At 41.2% G+C, this 17,017-nt stretch carries 17 protein-coding genes and 1 pseudogene; 12 read left to right on the forward strand and 6 right to left on the reverse strand.

Features of this window, described 5'->3' with window-relative positions; all coding sequences use genetic code 11:
- The first annotated feature begins 423 nt into the window (after positions 1–423).
- A complete protein-coding gene (locus WA1_RS38740) occupies positions 424–741 on the forward strand; it encodes a hypothetical protein (protein WP_017749924.1) in 318 nt (105 codons plus the stop codon).
- An 85-nt stretch (positions 742–826) separates the two neighbouring features.
- Here the strand turns inward: WA1_RS38740 and WA1_RS38745 are convergent, their stop codons facing one another.
- Entirely contained in the window at positions 827–1,468 is a 642-nt protein-coding gene (locus tag WA1_RS38745; protein ID WP_017749925.1) for a hypothetical protein, read from the reverse strand.
- 290 nt (positions 1,469–1,758) lie between these two features.
- Between WA1_RS38745 and WA1_RS38750 the strand changes: the two genes are divergently transcribed.
- A complete protein-coding gene (locus WA1_RS38750) occupies positions 1,759–2,046 on the forward strand; it encodes a type II toxin-antitoxin system TacA family antitoxin (RefSeq protein ID WP_017749926.1) in 288 nt (95 codons plus the stop codon).
- A gap of 133 nt (positions 2,047–2,179) precedes the next feature.
- Positions 2,180–2,602, forward strand: coding sequence for a DUF433 domain-containing protein (locus WA1_RS53955; RefSeq protein ID WP_081403024.1), 423 nt, complete (start codon positions 2,180–2,182; stop codon positions 2,600–2,602).
- Here the strand turns inward: WA1_RS53955 and WA1_RS38755 are convergent.
- Positions 2,511–2,825, reverse strand: a pseudogene (locus WA1_RS38755) (Uma2 family endonuclease); the annotation flags it as partial. The gene WA1_RS53955 and the pseudogene WA1_RS38755 sit on opposite strands and share 92 nt — an antisense overlap.
- A 126-nt stretch (positions 2,826–2,951) precedes the next feature.
- On the opposite strand from WA1_RS38755, the gene WA1_RS57615 reads away from it, so the two are divergent.
- Positions 2,952–3,107, forward strand: coding sequence for a hypothetical protein (locus tag WA1_RS57615; protein ID WP_158516751.1), 156 nt, complete (start codon positions 2,952–2,954; stop codon positions 3,105–3,107).
- Between the two features lie 392 nt (positions 3,108–3,499).
- On the opposite strand, the gene tnpA is transcribed toward WA1_RS57615, so the two are convergent.
- Positions 3,500–3,904: an IS200/IS605 family transposase gene (gene tnpA, locus WA1_RS38760; protein ID WP_017750192.1), complete on the reverse strand. Its 405-nt coding sequence runs from the start codon at positions 3,902–3,904 to the stop codon at positions 3,500–3,502.
- Between the two features lie 83 nt (positions 3,905–3,987).
- Here tnpA and WA1_RS38765 point away from each other — a divergent pair, with 83 nt between their 5' ends.
- From WA1_RS38765 to WA1_RS38800, 8 genes are all read left to right on the forward strand, one after another.
- Entirely contained in the window at positions 3,988–5,307 is a 1,320-nt protein-coding gene (locus tag WA1_RS38765) for an RNA-guided endonuclease InsQ/TnpB family protein (RefSeq protein ID WP_017750191.1), read from the forward strand.
- Positions 5,308–5,390: 83 nt separating this feature from the next.
- The gene (locus tag WA1_RS38770; protein ID WP_017745980.1) at positions 5,391–5,741 is read left to right on the forward strand and encodes a DUF433 domain-containing protein; all 351 of its coding nucleotides are present in this window, start codon (positions 5,391–5,393) and stop codon (positions 5,739–5,741) included.
- On the forward strand, positions 5,719–6,081 hold the full coding sequence (locus WA1_RS38775; protein ID WP_017745981.1) for a DUF5615 family PIN-like protein: 363 nt from the start codon (positions 5,719–5,721) through the stop codon (positions 6,079–6,081). Before WA1_RS38770 ends, WA1_RS38775 begins: the two co-directional genes overlap by 23 nt.
- Before the next feature lie 641 nt (positions 6,082–6,722).
- Positions 6,723–9,755: an L-glutamate gamma-semialdehyde dehydrogenase gene (gene pruA, locus WA1_RS38780; RefSeq protein ID WP_017745982.1), complete on the forward strand. Its 3,033-nt coding sequence runs from the start codon at positions 6,723–6,725 to the stop codon at positions 9,753–9,755.
- 108 nt (positions 9,756–9,863) lie between these two features.
- A complete protein-coding gene (locus WA1_RS38785; protein ID WP_017745983.1) occupies positions 9,864–10,214 on the forward strand; it encodes a DUF433 domain-containing protein in 351 nt (116 codons plus the stop codon).
- Positions 10,192–10,572: a DUF5615 family PIN-like protein gene (locus tag WA1_RS38790; protein WP_017745984.1), complete on the forward strand. Its 381-nt coding sequence runs from the start codon at positions 10,192–10,194 to the stop codon at positions 10,570–10,572. Before WA1_RS38785 ends, WA1_RS38790 begins: the two co-directional genes overlap by 23 nt.
- A gap of 31 nt (positions 10,573–10,603) precedes the next feature.
- Complete coding sequence (locus tag WA1_RS38795) at positions 10,604–13,162, forward strand: phospholipid carrier-dependent glycosyltransferase (protein WP_017745985.1); 2,559 nt, start codon at positions 10,604–10,606, stop codon at positions 13,160–13,162.
- Between the two features lie 111 nt (positions 13,163–13,273).
- Entirely contained in the window at positions 13,274–13,627 is a 354-nt protein-coding gene (locus WA1_RS38800; RefSeq protein WP_017745986.1) for a DUF6717 family protein, read from the forward strand.
- 40 nt (positions 13,628–13,667) lie between these two features.
- On the opposite strand, the gene WA1_RS38805 is transcribed toward WA1_RS38800, so the two are convergent.
- From WA1_RS38805 to WA1_RS38815, 3 genes are all read right to left on the reverse strand, one after another.
- The gene (locus WA1_RS38805) at positions 13,668–13,934 is read right to left on the reverse strand and encodes a hypothetical protein (RefSeq protein ID WP_017745987.1); all 267 of its coding nucleotides are present in this window, start codon (positions 13,932–13,934) and stop codon (positions 13,668–13,670) included.
- A gap of 22 nt (positions 13,935–13,956) precedes the next feature.
- Complete coding sequence (locus WA1_RS38810; RefSeq protein WP_017745988.1) at positions 13,957–14,280, reverse strand: hypothetical protein; 324 nt, start codon at positions 14,278–14,280, stop codon at positions 13,957–13,959.
- A gap of 91 nt (positions 14,281–14,371) precedes the next feature.
- Entirely contained in the window at positions 14,372–16,984 is a 2,613-nt protein-coding gene (locus WA1_RS38815) for a PAS domain S-box protein (protein ID WP_017745989.1), read from the reverse strand.
- Positions 16,985–17,017 lie beyond the last annotated feature (33 nt).

Genomic DNA, 17,017 nt, shown 5'->3' on the forward strand with positions numbered 1-17,017 from the left:
ACACAGGCTTGTCAAAGGGAATTGGGGACTGGCTATTTGCATTTGACTTTTGCGTTAGCAGTGGATGTGGTGAAGTATTAGCCAGCATGAAAATATGTGTACTCAGTAATATTCAATTCTAACCAGTCTAAAGGAGTAAAGTGCGATCGCTTAATGTCGCACTATATAAAAAAATTTTACCAGTATCGCGATATCTTCACTTCCACTGTCATGTAACAGCATCGAAGCTATTTTTCAGCTTCGAGAGAAGGTAATTAATAATGTCGCAATCCCAGTCATTAACTTATTGCTTGCCTGGGATTGCACTTTGTTTTTGGTTGGGATCGGCTAACGCCTAGAGGTTTAGAGGAATGGGGGATAGATACTCCCGCTTCGGAAGCTAACGCTTTAAACAATTGAAGAAAACTATTGGAGATAAACGAAATGAAAAATCCTGAGTTTTTAATTAATACTAGTAAATATCCTGGTATCCCCGTTGGGCGTCTATTCATACCCAATTCTCACTTAAATCAACCAAAATTTGCACATTGGCGTGAGTCTGTAAAGGTTCTTGATACTACTACCTATCCTAATAGCGAAGTAATTTGGTTTGTAGCTGATACCTTTGAGTATCGCCGTCTTGCATCCTGTTATCCACATCCCCGACACTTTGCTTATACTGAGTATCTTCTAAAATCAGCTTCTACATTCTTTAGTAGCCTGAAACCACCGTACCTTCCTGATTATGAGTACTTCAACTAATCTTAGTTACCCCTCTATCTTCTAGTAAAGTAGAAGTCAACAGACGAAAAAATTCTCAACTTTGCAGAGTCAGGAATTTGACTCCCTAATTTTCTAGTTTGCAAATTGCTTTCAAAACCTGTACTAGCTGAATACTGTCCTCAGATTGAATTAGGTTCAGTAATGGCATTAACTGATAGGTAGGGGGATTTCCTCGTTCGAGACGGACAAACTGGTAACGATGACCGTTTGTTGCTAGTCCCCAAACGGATGATTGCTTTTCTAAGCTTTTAAAAGCGTAAGTCAGCAGTTGGGGTAAACCTTCGGAAACGTCTACCGAACTGTTTTTTGTTTCTATTACCAAAATCCAAAACGTATTCGCTGTCTTTGCTTGAGTGTTGCTCACTGCTAAAATGTCCATCCGTCCTGTGATCTTTGTGTCCTCGTCTTCAATGGAGATAGCGATCGCATCTTCCATTGTCAAGCGAATAGGAACATCATAAAATCCAGATAATCGCAACAGAGGTGCGATCGCTAAAAATTTAACTAAACCTTCAGAAACTTTTCCAGCGTTAAAGTAACGTTCAAAGTCGTTACTAATGCGTGATAAATCCTGCTGTTCCAACTCCGTCAAAGGCTCTAAAGTTAAGTATTCTGTAAACGATGAACCATTGGGCGTTTTTTGCAGTTTCAACAAGCGATGAACGTCATTGAGAGATAAAGTACTGGCTTCTAGAGTAATTGGCATAGGTTTTCACCACGTTTTCTAGTACTAATGAACATACTGCACTATGAAAGGCAAGAATTTCCATAGAGTAGCTCTAAAAAGTCACATTTGATACCTCTTTTTAGCAATTCTTGTCTAGCTATGCTATAATTACCAGTCTAAAAAACTATAGGCTTGCTAGCCCATGAGCAATATTTGTCAGTTGACTGTCCGTTTCGAGAAGTTGGGGGTCTTAGACTTCTTTGATTACTAGCTATACGGTATCGCAATCCTATAGTTTATCTTGGTAGTAGAGCAAAGCGATCGTACCTATGTCAACATCAAGTGAAGTAAAAACTACTCAAATCGAAATTACACTTAATGAAGAACAGAAGCAAACTCTGGAAAAAGCTGCTGCTATGAGGTGTTTAACCTTGAGTGAGTATCTAGTTGAATTGGCTATAAATGCAGCAACAGAAGAAATACCAGAACCAGAGTCTATGGTTCTTTCTGAACAGGATTGGGAAATTTTTGTATCAGCTATAGAAAACCCTCCAGAACTCAATCCAAGGTTGAAAGCAGCTATCCAAAAATATAAGAATGAATCCGAAAAGAAATAAGTGATGGAATGGACTTTTTACAGGTGTTAAATGGAAAAATTATTGAACCGCACCAGAACGCAGAGAGCACAGAGGAATGGATAGAGAGTAAATGTTTGTATATTAAGATAATTGTTATGGAATGAGGTGAGTTATGCAATTAGAAGATTACTTCGATTTTCAGCGTCCTGATGATATTCGGTTGAAAGGTACAAGAGTAGGAATTGAAACTGTTCTTTACGAGTACATTTATCGTGCTCGGACTCCTGAGGAAATTGCAAATATTTATACATCACTTACACTGGAACAGGTTTATGCAACAATTCTCTATTACTTGCATAATAAAGAAGCAGTTAGCACGTATATAGCTGACTGGTTGGAATGGAGCCACAGAATGCGAGAAGAACAGCGACGGAATCCGCCACCAGTTGTAGTCAAATTAATGAAACTGAAAGCTGAAAGAGAAGCAATGAAGAAGGTAAATCTAAGGACTCGTTCTGAATGTAGTAGCTACTGTCTGGCTCTCCTCCCTTCTCCAAGTCATCTCGTGTTAAAGTCAGCGAGCCAGTGCGGCTAATTTCCAAGCCCAGTTCTTCACATAACACTACAATAAAACCTTCAATTAAGCGGTTGGGGTTTTCATGTGCCTTATGTGGAGACATAATTTCTACTATTCCATTGTCATAAGCAAGTCTGGTGTTACGCTCCGATCCCATGTCAGCCAGCATACTTTTAAACGTTTGCCAGCTAATGTTTTCAAGTATGGTTCTGGTTTCTGCGGGTGTTATGGTTGTGACCATAATAAAAGTCTCCCATCTAAATTGTCATTTGATATGGACTTTGTTGCTAAGTTCATTTTCTATACGGATACCATTTCACCGGGTAAAACCTAGTAACAGACAATAAGCGTTCACCCAACTACAAATATGCAAAAAGCTAATTACAAGTCACGGCGAGTGACTCTGAGTTATCCATCTGTCGAGAAAATTCAGCAAATGTACTCACCGCCCCTGGATACCAGTACTCATGAGATCGCGAGCTATTTAGAAAAATTAGTGTTCGAGACGCAAGTTCCCAATTGATAAGGGTGAACGGAAAATTAAGGATTTTAAACATAAATTTTCATCCTGATTTCAACCATTTGATTCCTAACTCGACTTGTGTGTACATCGTAGCCTTTCTAAGGGGGGTAAATTCGACTTTTGTGTACACCGTAGTGAGGTCTGTCGAACTCACGTTACATTATAAGGAAAACGGCTGAAAACCCTTGAAGATGTAGCTCGGAGCGTGGCGGAGAGATACATCTGTGCTTTAGACAAGGGCTGGAATTGGGCAAGAAAAATGGGGAAACCCTATTTATGGATATCCTGCACTACCTCTAGACAGTTAAGGGGTTTGAGGGTTTCCCCATTTTTTAAGAGCTTGGTCTCCCGGATGAAAGCCGCAAGCACCCTTTAGGGTGCAGGTACTTTCGCTATTCTCTCTGTTGTGCAATATACCGCTTCACGGTTTCCGTACAAATATTACCAGCAGTTGAAACAAAATAGCTGGGAGTCCATAAAGTAGGGAGTTTAAGTAATTCAGGAAACTCTTTACGCAAGAAATGAGATGCTCTTCCTTTAACACGATTCATAATCAAGGACGGGTTGTCGGTAGGTTTAGCATTAATAAATAGATGCACGTGGTCAGGCATAATTTCCATTGCCACAATCTTCCATCGGTTTTCGTTGCAAACATCACAAATAATTTCTTGTAGTCTTTCAGCTATACGACCAACTAATACTTTTTTTCTACGCTTAGGAATGAAAACGAAATGGTAGTTGAGTAGTGAGACTGCATTCCCTTCGTGTCTGTACTCGTCAGGAGAAAATTTAGCCATATATCCGGAATTCAAGGTTGCGTTGTTGTATACAGCTATTGTATAATAAAACAATTGTGCCAACAATAAAGGAGATTTAATTTTTGGCAGAACTCATACAAACTCAACTCATTCGCATTAAACTACCCCAGTTTGAGACAAACATTCTGGAATTTATCTGTAAGCGTTCCAACAGTCTCTGGAATCAAGCTATCTATTACATTAATCAGAACCACAAGCTAACTCATCCTGGCAACTTACCAAGCGTGCCTTATGAGCAAATGGCGCATGATTTGAAGGAAGAGCTTAACTATAAACTGCTCTATTCTCAGTCAGCACAACAAACATTAAAATCTGTCGCTGAAGGATTTAAAAGCTTCAAAGAACTGCTTCCTATGTGGCGTAGAGGGGAATTGCCGCATTTAAATTCAGAGCCAAAACCGCCTAGCTATAGGAAAAAAGGAGGGCTGTTTCAAGTCTCATACCCAAAGCAAGCACTTACTTTTGATTTAGGAATTTCGTTTGTTCGTATTCCTTTAGGGGCTGAATTGAAAACCTTGGAAGGAATAAGCGAACTGTTTCTTCCTACTCCGACAAACATTGACCCAGAACAAATTAGAGAACTAACTATTGTTCCCAGAAACGGGGAGTTCTACGCTGCCTACTCCTATGCGGCAAAGTCTCCAGATGCCGTTAAGCTCGACAAAATGAAAGCGCTGGGTATTGACCACGGTAAAAATAACTGGCTAACCTGTGTGTCTAATATTGGGACTTCGTTCATTGTTGACGGGTTGCATATCAAATCGCTTAATCAATGGTTTAATAAACAGGTTGCAACTTTGAAAGAAGGTAAACCTCAAGGTTTTTGGAGTAAACATCTTGCGAGCATCACCGAGAAACGCAACCGACAAATGCGAGATGCGGTTAACAAAGCATCTCGTATTGTGATTGACCATTGCTTAAAACAAAGCATTGGGACAATTGTATTTGGGTGGAACCCAGGACAAAAACAGAGAGTTGATATGGGCAAGAAAGGCAATCAGTCTTTTGTCCAAATACCCACGGCTAAATTGAAAGATCGGATTGAACAGCTGTGCAAACTGCACGGTATTGATTTTGTAGAAACTGAAGAAGCGTACACTTCAAAATCTTCATTCTTTGATGGTGACGAATTGCCGAAACATGGTGAGAAACCCATAGGCTATAAACCATCTGGGAAAAGAGTGAAGCGGGGATTGTACCGTACTGGAAATAAAAATTGGTATATCAACGCAGATTGTAACGGTGCTGCTAATATTCTGCGTAAAGTAAACACGATGTTGGGTATAAACCTTGACGGAGTGTGTAGGGAGACTTTGACGGCTCCAGTCAGGCTACATCTTTGGCACGTTGCGAGTAAGCAGCCTCTGCCAAAGACGGCTTGAGCGAAAAGAATCCCCTCGCCTTCAGGCAGGGGAGGCGTCAATGCTTATAGGTTTAAGATAGTTGTTATGGAATGAGGTGAGTTATGCAATTAGAAGATTACTTCGATTTTCAACGTCCTGATGATATTCGTCTGAAAGGTACTAGAGTAGGTATTGAAACTGTCCTTTATGATTTTATACATCGTTGTCGGACTCCAGAGGAAATTGTCGAAAGCTATCCATCGGTCACTTTAGAACAGGTCTATGCTACTATCCTCTATTACCTACATAATAAAGAAGCAGTTAGTGCCTACATGAGTAATTGGTTGGAATGGAGCCATAGAATGCGAGAAGAACAACGTCGCAATCCTTCGCCAGTTGTTGTTAAGCTTATGAAACTTAAAGCCGAACGAGAGGCAAAGAAGAAAACACATGGCTCTCAAATATCTTCTTGATGAAAATGTTGATAAGGTTTATCAACGTCAATTTTTGCGGAGAAGTTTAAACCTTGTCATGTGGGTGGTTGGAGATCCGGGTGCTCCTCCGAGAGGCACATTAGACCCGGAAATATTAGATTGGTGTGAGGAGCATAATTTCTTATTGGTAACTAATAATCGTACATCTATGCCCGTACATTTGGCTGACCACATTGCTCAAGGTCGTCACATCCCTGGAATTTTTATATTAAATGATAAATTAACTATTGGTGAAACTGTTGATGAGTTAATCTTAATTGCAGAGGGATCTTTTGAAGGTGAGTATCAAGACCAAATTGTTCATTTGCCGTTGCCTTAAGGGAATATCAAAAGTTTAACTTAGAGTGAAAGTTTAGGTTTGAAGCATTTATGAGACGATCGCGGAGAAATAACTAGTACTATTAAAGCTAACTGCTGCTACATTATACATATCACTCGATAAACAAATTTTTGTAACTTATATAGTAAATCTCCCCATTTCAGGATAGATACGTGGTAGAATCTAATGTTTTTGTTTGGGCTTTATTTATCCATCGCTTGCTACTAGAACATTTTGCGTACAAGAAAAGTTCAACAAAATACTGGTAGTGAGACTCATCTTCTTTTCCCCTTCCTTCGCGCTCTTTGCGTCTTTGCGGTTTTTTTATCACTCCTCAAAATCAATGTGACAGACCACTATTAATACTACAAGGGCTGAGAATTTTTGTGGGTTGGGAAAACCCTTGGAGAAACTCAACAAATGTCTGTAAATGTTGGGTTTCGTTCCTCAACCCAACCTACGTATTTTCGGATTTTTCCGCAAAACCTACGGAGTATTGAGACCACTATGAATCACATGAGCGATCTAAAAGCCCAAATTCGTTTGCTTTTTAGAGTGGTGGTAGCACATTCCACAAGCCAAAATAGAAGACACAGGCTTTATAATACATAGCCTTTTCTTTTAAATGGAGTTTGTTATCAGTGGTCTTACAAGTAAAAACCAGTACTTACGAAGCTAAAACCCAAGAAATCGCCAAGCAACTGCTAGCAGCAACCCAGGAAAGCCGTTCGTTCTTTGCTGCATTGCGAGACCAGATGCGCTGGGATGACAAGTTACTGGCTTGGGCGATGAGCAATCCTGGGTTACGGGTGCAGTTATTCCGCTTTATTGATACTCTTCCTGCTTTACGCAGCAAACCAGAAATTGCAGCCCACTTACAAGAATATCTAGGTGATGAGTCAGTAGAACTACCATCCGCCCTCAAGGGAATGCTCAACTTTGCTAACCCTGACTCTGTACCGGGACAAGTAGCTGCGACTACTGTTGCAACAGCAACAGAAACATTAGCTCATAAATATATTTCTGGAGAAAATATTAAACAGGCGCTCAAAACTATCGAGCGACTGCGGAAGGAAAAAATGGCTTTCACAGTCGATTTGCTGGGTGAAGCAGTCATTACGGAAGCAGAAGCACAGTCTTACTTGGAACGGTATCTGGACTTGATGCAACAACTGGTGGAAGCATCTAAGAGTTGGTCACCAGTTCCCGCAATTGATTTAGCGGATGGAGAATCTTTGCCAAAAGTCCAGGTTTCTGTCAAACTCACAGCGTTTTACTCTCAGTTTGACCCTCTTGATGCGAAAGGTAGTGAAGAACGAGTCAGCGATCGCATCCGCATTCTCTTGCGTCGTTCTCAAGAACTGGGTGCTGCGGTTCACTTTGATATGGAACAGTACGCCTACAAGGACTTAACTCTCAGCATCCTGAAAAAAATATTACTGGAAGAGGAATTTAGGAATCGAACCGATATTGGCGTAACAATTCAAGCCTACCTGCGCGATAGCGAGCAAGACGTGCAAGACTTGATTGCATGGGCTAAGCAGCGCGGTTACCCAGTGACCATCCGCTTGGTGAAAGGCGCATACTGGGACCAGGAAACTATCAAAGCCTCTCAAAAACACTGGAAACAACCTGTATATAACGACAAAGCAGCCACAGATGCTAACTTCGAGCAACTAACTGAATTATTGCTACAAAATCACCAATATGTGTATTCTGCAATTGGCAGTCATAACGTGCGCTCTCAAGCACGAGCTATAGCGATCGCAGAAACCTTAAACGTCCCCCGTCGTTGCTTTGAAATGCAAGTTCTCTACGGTATGGGTGACAAAATAGCTAAGGCTTTGGTTGATAAAGGATATCGGGTGAGAGTTTATTGTCCCTATGGAGAACTTTTACCGGGAATGGCGTATTTGATTCGTCGTTTGTTGGAAAACACGGCTAATAGTTCTTTCTTGCGGCAAAATATGGAGAACCGTCCGGTGGAAGAATTGATAGCACCCCCTGTTGTTACAGAAGAAAGTAACCGCAGACGAACGCAGCCCGTAGCAGATGATGAATCTATTATCCGCGTCCATCAGCGTTCATCTGCGGTTAATAATCAATTATTCACTGGTGCGGCTGATATTGATTTTTCCAAGGAGGAGGAAAGAAGGGAAGTGAGTGAAGCTTTTCAATCTGTGCGCGAGCAACTTGGTAAAACTTATTTACCTTTGATTAATGGCGAGTATGTCAGCACTCAACAGGTGATAGATTCTGTTAACCCTTCTAATTTTAGTGAGGTGGTTGGTCAGATTGGATTGATGAGTGTTGAACAAGCCGAACAAGCAATGCAAGCTGCAAAGGCTGCTTTTCCTGCTTGGCGCAAAACGCCTGCGAAGGAACGGGCTAATATCTTGCGGAAAGCCGCCGATTTAATGGAACAACGCCGTGCGGAACTTTCTGCTTGGATTGTTTTGGAAGTTGGGAAACCAGTGCGGGAAGCTGATGGTGAGGTTTCTGAGGCGATTGATTTTTTTCGCTATTATGCTCTGGAAATGGAACGGTTAGATGAGGGTTATAATTACGATGTTTCTGGGGAAACAAATCGTTATATTTATCAGCCTCGGGGAATTGTTGTGGTGATTTCTCCTTGGAATTTCCCATTGGCGATCGCAACGGGTATGACGGTTGCTGCTCTGGTTGCTGGTAATTGTACTCTCCTCAAACCTGCGGAAACATCTTCTGTCATTGCGGCGAAACTGACGGAAATTTTGGTGGAGGCTGGAATCCCTAAGGGTGTCTATCAATATGTACCAGGAAAGGGTTCTCAAGTGGGTGCTTATTTGGTGAATCATCCGGCTACTCATGTGATTGCTTTTACTGGTTCTCAAGAGGTTGGTTGTAGAATATACGCAGAAGCCGCAGTTCTTAAGCCCGGTCAAAAGCATATGAAACGAGTGATTGCTGAGATGGGTGGGAAGAATGGTATTATTGTGGATGAAAGTGCTGATTTAGACCAGGCTGTGGTTGGGGCTGTACAGTCGGCGTTTGGTTATAGCGGACAAAAGTGTTCTGCCTGTTCGCGGGTGGTGGTGCTGGAATCGGTGTATGATACGTTTGTACAGAGGTTTGTAGAAGCAACGAAATCTCTGAATATTGGTGCAGCGGAGCACCCGATCACGCAAGTTGGACCTGTGATTGATGCTAATGCTCGCGATCGCATCCGGGAATATATTGAAAAAGGTAAGGCTGAGGCAAAGATTGCTTTGGAATTGTCTGCACCGGATAATGGGTACTTTATTGGTCCTGTGATTTTTGCGGATGTTTCTCCAAATGCTATCATCGCTCAACAGGAAATTTTTGGTCCGGTTGTAGCGGTGATTAAGGTGAAGAATTTTCAGGAGGCGTTGGCTGTTGCTAATGGGACTAATTATGCCTTGACTGGTGGGCTTTATTCTAGAACTCCTTCGCACATTCAATTGGCTCAGGAAGAGTATGAGGTGGGAAATTTGTACATTAACCGCACGATTACGGGTGCTATTGTGGCTCGACAGCCGTTTGGCGGGTTTAAGCTTTCTGGTGTTGGCTCTAAGGCGGGGGGTCCTGATTATTTGCTGCAGTTTCTGGAACCGCGTACTGTGACGGAGAATATCCAGCGTCAGGGTTTTGCTCCTATTGAAGGGGCTGAATAATATTGTAGGATTGCAAATGGCTCATGGCTAATGGTAGAAACACAATTAGCTATTAGCCATTTGCTAAAGTGATGGTATCCTTATCCTCATTTTTCTATTTAATGACCTATGCAACTAGAAGACTATTTTGAGTTCTTTTCGCCTAACGATATTCGTCTGAAAGGTACTAGAGTAGGTATTGAAACTATCCTTTATGATTTCATTCATCGTGCTCGTACTCCAGAAGAGATTACTCAAACTTATCCATCTCTCACCTTAGAGCAGGTATACGCTACGATTCTCTATTACTTACATAATAAAGAATTTGCGAGCAAGTATGTAGCTGACTGGTTAGAGTGGAATCACGAGCAACTTTTAGCGCAACATCTTAATCCTTCACCCGCTGCAATTCGTATGCGGAAACTGAGAGCAGAACAGAAAGAAAAAAATCAAGTCAATGACACTCAATTATCTGCTTGACGAAAATGTAGACCCTAACTATAAAACTCAACTCACGCGACTTAATGCCAATTTAATAGTTTGGATAGTTGGTGAACCAAGTACTCCTGCAAAAGGAACATTAGATCCAGAAATCTTACTTTGGTGTGAAAAATATGGCTTTGTCTTAGTGACTAATAATCGTACATCAATGCCTGTTCATCTTGCCGAACACATTGCCCAAAATCGTCATGTTCCTGGCATTTTTATTCTCAATCCTAAATTAAGTATGGGGCAAAATATTGATGAATTGATTTTTATTGCTGAAGCAGCGTTAGAAAATGAGTATCAAGACCAAATTGTTCATTTACCCCATACCTACACCTTAGGAACCGTGTAAAAATAAGATGCCAAGGGCGCTAAGAGAGTCAATGAGCTTACGACACAAGAAGTTTAGAAGTTTCGCGATACTCGGCTTAATTTGGGTGTTGGGGATGGTGTGCGATCGCATTTGGTTTGCTTTGGATCGTTCTATTCCTGCTTGGGATCAGGCGGATTATTTAACGGGTACGTTAAATTATTGGCAAGCTTTGCAGCATCCGCAGTGGTGGAATCGGGATTGGTGGCAGAGTTTATGGTTATTGTCTTCTAAGATACCGCCTTTGACGTACATACTTACGGCTGGTGTTCAGAATATTTTTGGCATTGGACCGGATGAGGCGACTCTGGTTATGCTTTTGTTTAGTGGGGTTTTACTGGGGTCGGTTTATGGTTTGGGGAAGGTGTTGTTTGATGAGTCTGTAGGTTTGTGGGCGGCTTTCTTGTGTCAAGTTTTACCTGCTCTTTATCGATTACGTCTGGATTTTCTGCTGGATTATCCTTTGGCGGCGGTTGTGACTTTGAGTTTCTTTTGCTTGAGTGTGTGGAGAAGTTTTGGAACCGCAGAGGCGCAGAGGGCGCTGAGAAAGAGGAGGTTTGTTGAGTGGTTGTGGGCGCTTGCTTTTGGTTTGTCGTTTGGGTTGGCTTTGTTGGTTAAGCAAACGGCTTTGATTTTTCTTTTGGTACCAATAGTATGGCTTGGGGTGGGGGCTTTACGCGATCGCCGTTGGGGACGTTTGGCTCAATTAGTGGGTGGTTTGTGTTTGTCGGTGTTGGTGTTTGGTCCTTGGTATCGCACAAATTGGTTGATTGTTCTGACTTCTGGGAAACGGGCGACTGTAGATTCTGCGATCGCTGAAGGTGAGGCTCCTCTTAATACATTACAGGCATGGATTTATTACTGGCAACAATTACCGAATCAAGTTTCTCTTCCATTGTTATTAGTGCCTATTGTTGCTCTGTTGTTTTATTGGGGTCGGTTAGGATTTAAAAATAAGGACAAGGGGATCGGGGGACAAGGAGGAGAACTTCCCCCACTCTCCCACTCTTCATTCAAATGGTTGACGGTATTTCTCGTGAGTGCATATTTACTGTCATCTTTGAATATTAATAAAGATAGTCGCTACGCGTTACCATATTTACCAACATTAACCGTATTTTTAGCATATGGATTGACACGGTTTTCTCATCTTTGGGGAAAGCGGATTCGATGGGGTACTGCGTCTTTGGCAGTTCTGCTGATGTTGTGTAACTTGTTCCCTGTTGGGGGTGTTATCGGTAGTTGGGTGACACGGGCTTTGAGTCCAAATCAGCATTATCCTTATATGGCAGAGGAATTGCCTCACAAGCAGGCGATCGCTCATATTGTTCAAACAGAACCATTATTACGCTCTACTTTAGGAGTTTTGCCATCAACAGCAGCAATTAATCAACACAATTTTAATTACTATGGGGCGCTGCAGAATTTTCAAGTTTACGGGCGTCAGGTGGGGACGAGAAAAAAATTTATAGATAGGGATGTGCGATCGCTAGAATGGTTTCTTACCAAAACGGGCGACCAGGGATCGGTTGGAGAAACTCAAGCGAGTATTGTACAAGCTGTGGAGCAAAGCGGAAATTTTCAACTCAACAAGTCTTGGAATTTGTCCGATGGTAGCCTGATAAAGCTTTACCACAAACAAACACCAGCAATAGAGGTAAAACCAATCAGTGTGACTGGTGTCTCGCCCGATCGCCTAACTTTATCTCAAGTCGCAGTACCAGAAAAAGCTCCACCAGGAGTCCCAGTACCTGTAACTTACGAATGGTCTGGTTCATGGGAACAACTACAACATGGCTTAGTCCTGCTAACTTGGAAAACCAAGACTCCCCACTCCCTACTCCCCACTCCCTACTCCCCAACCTCGTGGATACACGATCGCGCTATAGCAATGGGGGCTTTGCATTCCGGAACCAAAAAACCGGAAGGTACATTCAGGGCGATCGAAAGAATTGCAATGCTTCCTCCTGCTGATGTAACACCGGGAATTTACTCGTTAGAGGCAATTTATCTCAACAGGTTCTCAGGAGAAAGTTACCCCATTCAAGTGCCAAATGTCACATTACAAATCGACCCTCAAGCCCCTCCTATACCAGCACCAGAGTTGGATTTAGTGACTCAATTAAGAATTTTAGGTACAAATTTGCCTAAAGGAACGGAGGCATTAAGTCAAGTATTTGATGAAGTTGGACGTATTAATCAATACGACCCGATACAGGATTACTTGGTACAAGCGCGGCTAACTTTGGAATATCGCTTGCAACAAATTCCCTCAAATCGAGATTGGGCGTATGCTTTGGCTTTAGCAAATGTTTTACAGCGACGGGTAGATGGTGCTATTGCTGCTTTACAAAAAGTTACTCAGCTAGATTCAGAAAATCCCTATTCCCACGCTTACCTGGCATTTGTCCAACTGTATAATTGGCAACCTGTTGCCGCACAAAAGTCCCTTGAACCCAGTTTAGCGAAAAACCCAAACATACCTGAAATCAAAGCTCTTTCTGGCGCGGCTGCTTTAATGCAAGGTAATTTAATTAAGGCATGGCAAATTTTGAAAGAGGTTAATGGTTAGTTGTTAGTTGTTAGTTGTTAGTGTGTGGGTAGTCGGATCGCAAACTCAGTACCCTGTCCTACTTCCGAATTTAGATAAGAAACTAGCTTGTAGCTCAAACTTCTTAAAAGTATGTCAAATTTTTTAATGGCAATTTTTCCCTATCGATATGAAGATACATGGGTTTTTGACGATAAAGCTGTTGGATTAGAGAGGGAGCCATTTGTGTGTGGGGTATCCCAGATGATTGACAATCTTGTGGAAAATATTCCTAATGCTGATATGGGGTTCAAACTTATATTCTCACAGAATCCCTTCCCAGGATATCAGGCAGAGCTGATTCACTCACGGGAGGAATATGGCGGACACTGGTATTGCTGGCAAGAGAAAGAAAAAGAAGGATGGCTGTGTCCAGCTTTATTTAGATACTTCGATTTAGTACCAAATAAAATTTATTGCAAAGCTGAAAAATTTAGCTGGAAATAACATTAATAATGCCAAAGATAATAATGAATTTTAATCACTTTTACTCTTGGACATTATCATTAATCAAAACTTCATAAAATCGTTCACTAAGTTTTGCATCAACTTGACTAACATCCTGCCATTCTTGACTGAAGTGAACCAATCTTTTCGCTTCATCTAAAGAGATTTTTTTAACTTCTTTCAGTATAACAATCGACTGAGTTTTTGAACATCCATGTTTTCTTAAAAAGCTAAGGATCAACTCTAAATCTTTACCTTCTGTTAGCATCTGCTGAGAAGATTCAACCAATAGTTCTGTACTTTCCATCAAAATCCTCCTAATTGGATTTTTAGATTTTTGTTAGATTAATATCTATGTTCACATTTTTTCCCAAATTAGCCCCACTGACTCGTTTCCCAGTAATTTGTAATCTTTCAAACCCAGCAGCTTTTGCCTCTTGTACTAATTGATTTTTCAACTCTAGTACTTCTCTAGTTGATAATTCAAACCTCCAAACATCTTTTGGAAAGATAGATATATTTTTAAGCTTAAGTGTTTTTCCTTCAATACTTACCTCAGCCGCTACTTCCAGAGAACCTTTAGAAGTTGAAAATTCCTTTAAAAGAACTTCTTCATCCCCAAAACCACTAAAACTACTAGGATTGTTCAGCATTATGTACCAGGATACCTGCAATAAAATTTATAACAGGCAATTTGCCAAAACGAGATGCTCCCCCTACCAACTACTAACAACTAACCACTAACTAAGTCAAATACCTCATAAGTACTGATTCTAGTTGAACAATACCGATGGGTTTGCTGAGACAGTCGCTAGCACCTACTTGTTTTACCCGATCGCGATCGCAAGTTACAACCAATGGTGTCATCATAACAACTGGCAAATCTTGTAAATCGGTTTGTTCTCTCACCTGTATCAGCAAATCCCACCCACTGACATCTCCCAACTCTACATCTAACAAAATTAAATCGGGCTGTTGCGATCGCACCAGTTCTAAAAATCTATTGCCGTGATTGAGTCGTTCAACCTGATAACCTATTGTCTGAAGATAATCTTGCAGCAATATGGCGGTATGTTCTTCATGTTCCACAAGTAAAATACGTTTTTTCTTGGATGAGAGTGAGGAGGAAATAGGGGAAAGAGAGGCGAAAGGATCGCTATCCACACTTTGAGGTTGATCGTCGGGCAAAAATAAGGTAAAGCGGCTTCCCTGTCCCAATGTTGATTCTACCGTCACATCTCCACCATGCAGCCGCGCTAACTTACGTGTTAGTGCTAGACCTAAACCAGTCCCTTCGTACTGACGGCTGAGGCGACCATCAAGTTGTTTAAAAGGTTCAAATAAAAATTGAAACTGGCTCTTATCGATACCAATACCTGTATCTATCACTATAAATGCAATGCCTTGTGGTAATTTTCTGACTTCTAACGATACCTGACCTTTATTGGTAAATTTGATAGCATTCGTTAGAAGATTCAGCAACATTTGTTTCATGCGACGGTCATCAGCAACACAAATGCTGGCTTGTTCGTCAATTTCTACTGTCAGGAGCAGTCCCTTTTCTATGGCGCGTTCGCTGACTGTTGATATAACATAATTACAGATTTCATCTACATATAGGGTTGATAAAAAAAGCTCTTCTTTACCCGCTTCTACTTTAGATAAATCGAGAATATCATTAATCAATGCTAGCAGGTGTTCTCCACTACTGTAAATACAGTTGATATATTCCTTTTGCTTGTCATTTAAAGAACCAACTATTTCTTGTTGCAATAACTGAGATAACCCCATGATTGCATTTAAAGGTGTTCGCAATTCGTGACTCATTGTTGCCAAAAATTCACTTTTTGCTTTACTACCTGCTTCTGCTGCATCTTTAGTTTCAAGGAGTTTTAATTCTGTTTGTTTGCGGTCTGTAATGTCCTCCATCATGACTAGGTAAAATTTAGGTTCACCATTTGTGCCAGGAATCAGAGATATACTTAAATGCACCCATATAAGCCGACCATCTCTATGCAGAATACGCCTTTCCATGTCTAAGCGTTTCCTAACTTTTGATAGCAATTCTTGGTAAAGTTCTAAATCATCTGCATGATTGAAAATATAATCCGTGAAATTCTTACCGCATAGCTCTTGTTGAGAATATCCCAACATTTGACACAACGCCGGATTGATATCCGCAATTCTTCCGTGCATCTCAACAAGTGCAATCCCCATTGAAGAATTTTCAACAATAGCTCTGAACCATGCTTCACTTTGCTGTAGGGCTTCTTGTGCTGCATTGCGAGCGCTAACTTCTACTGCTAAGGCTACAAAATCTGCGATCGCACCTGCAAAAGTCTCTTCTTCTAATGTCCACTGACGGATACTTCCTGTATGTTCGTGACACACAACTCCGATGGGACGATCCCCCAACCAAATTGATGCATCTAATAGAGATGTAATGCCGAATGTGGAAAGATAAGATTCAGATAATTCTTGGGTTCGCTTATCTTCAAGTGCGTCATTAGATGCTATAATACGCTGCTCTTCTAAAGCTTGAAAATAAGTAAGATAATTGGCTTTTATCAGTGACATACCTCTGGTATGACGCTTTGTTGTTGAACTATATAAATCTATACATTCAACTTTTGAGCCATCTCGATTATATAACCATACACTAACGCGTGCCACCTCTAAAGTTCGGGCAGCCGCTTCTGTTATTTCCTTTAGCGCCGCGTTGAGATCCCCTTGCTGAAAAGTTTGACTTCGAGCAAGTTGTACCAAGGTCTGGCTTTGCTTTCGCAGACGATTTTCTCTTTCTCGCCAAACATCTTCTGCTTGCTTTTGGGCTGTGATATCTCGAATCGCGACCACCTGCATTTGCTGTCCTTGGTAAGGAACTACCTTACCTTGTAGTTCAACCGGAAAAGTAACACCGGATTTCTTAACTACAACTCCTTCATAGGGTTTTTCATATCCGGAAAAAATATTTTTTTTGACTAATTCTTGTGAATCAGGAGTAAACAGCGCAAAAGCACTTTTGTCAATCAATTCAGAGACTTCATAGCCACTCATGTTTACTAAAACACTGTTGACATCAATTATGATGCCATTCTCATGTATGATTAACCCTTCAAAACCAGCTTCAGACAGATATTTAAACCGGGCTTCTCCATCTGACAAAGGTTTTTTGTCCTTCTGCTGAAAGTTTTCGTTAGGTATTGGCACATCAATTTGGTAGCTTTGAGCAGTCGTTACCTGAGGTTGATTGTTCTCTAAAGGTTGACACTGCTGCTGTTCGCTTGCACATAGTACGATTGGCTGCAACCGTTGAGAGATTCTCGCTCTATTTATTAAAAAGTCTGGTGTGCTCATAATGAAATTAATTCTTTTCCCATGCCCAATACC

This window comes from Scytonema hofmannii PCC 7110 (assembly GCF_000346485.2).
GTDB lineage: Bacteria > Cyanobacteriota > Cyanobacteriia > Cyanobacteriales > Nostocaceae > Scytonema > Scytonema hofmannii.

Coding starts and splice junctions, on each gene's coding strand:
- WA1_RS38805 (WP_017745987.1), bottom strand. CDS start 13,934: ATGGAAAGTACAGAACTATTGGTTGAATCTTCTCAGCAGATGCTAACA.
- WA1_RS38790 (WP_017745984.1), top strand. CDS start 10,192: ATGACACTCAATTATCTGCTTGACGAAAATGTAGACCCTAACTATAAA.
- WA1_RS38750 (WP_017749926.1), top strand. CDS start 1,759: ATGTCAACATCAAGTGAAGTAAAAACTACTCAAATCGAAATTACACTT.
- WA1_RS38745 (WP_017749925.1), bottom strand. CDS start 1,468: ATGCCAATTACTCTAGAAGCCAGTACTTTATCTCTCAATGACGTTCAT.
- tnpA (WP_017750192.1), bottom strand. CDS start 3,904: ATGGCTAAATTTTCTCCTGACGAGTACAGACACGAAGGGAATGCAGTC.
- WA1_RS38785 (WP_017745983.1), top strand. CDS start 9,864: ATGCAACTAGAAGACTATTTTGAGTTCTTTTCGCCTAACGATATTCGT.
- WA1_RS38810 (WP_017745988.1), bottom strand. CDS start 14,280: ATGCTGAACAATCCTAGTAGTTTTAGTGGTTTTGGGGATGAAGAAGTT.
- WA1_RS57615 (WP_158516751.1), top strand. CDS start 2,952: ATGCAAAAAGCTAATTACAAGTCACGGCGAGTGACTCTGAGTTATCCA.
- WA1_RS38815 (WP_017745989.1), bottom strand. CDS start 16,984: ATGAGCACACCAGACTTTTTAATAAATAGAGCGAGAATCTCTCAACGG.
- WA1_RS38795 (WP_017745985.1), top strand. CDS start 10,604: ATGAGCTTACGACACAAGAAGTTTAGAAGTTTCGCGATACTCGGCTTA.
- WA1_RS38770 (WP_017745980.1), top strand. CDS start 5,391: ATGCAATTAGAAGATTACTTCGATTTTCAACGTCCTGATGATATTCGT.
- WA1_RS38800 (WP_017745986.1), top strand. CDS start 13,274: ATGTCAAATTTTTTAATGGCAATTTTTCCCTATCGATATGAAGATACA.
- WA1_RS38775 (WP_017745981.1), top strand. CDS start 5,719: ATGGCTCTCAAATATCTTCTTGATGAAAATGTTGATAAGGTTTATCAA.
- WA1_RS53955 (WP_081403024.1), top strand. CDS start 2,180: ATGCAATTAGAAGATTACTTCGATTTTCAGCGTCCTGATGATATTCGG.
- WA1_RS38740 (WP_017749924.1), top strand. CDS start 424: ATGAAAAATCCTGAGTTTTTAATTAATACTAGTAAATATCCTGGTATC.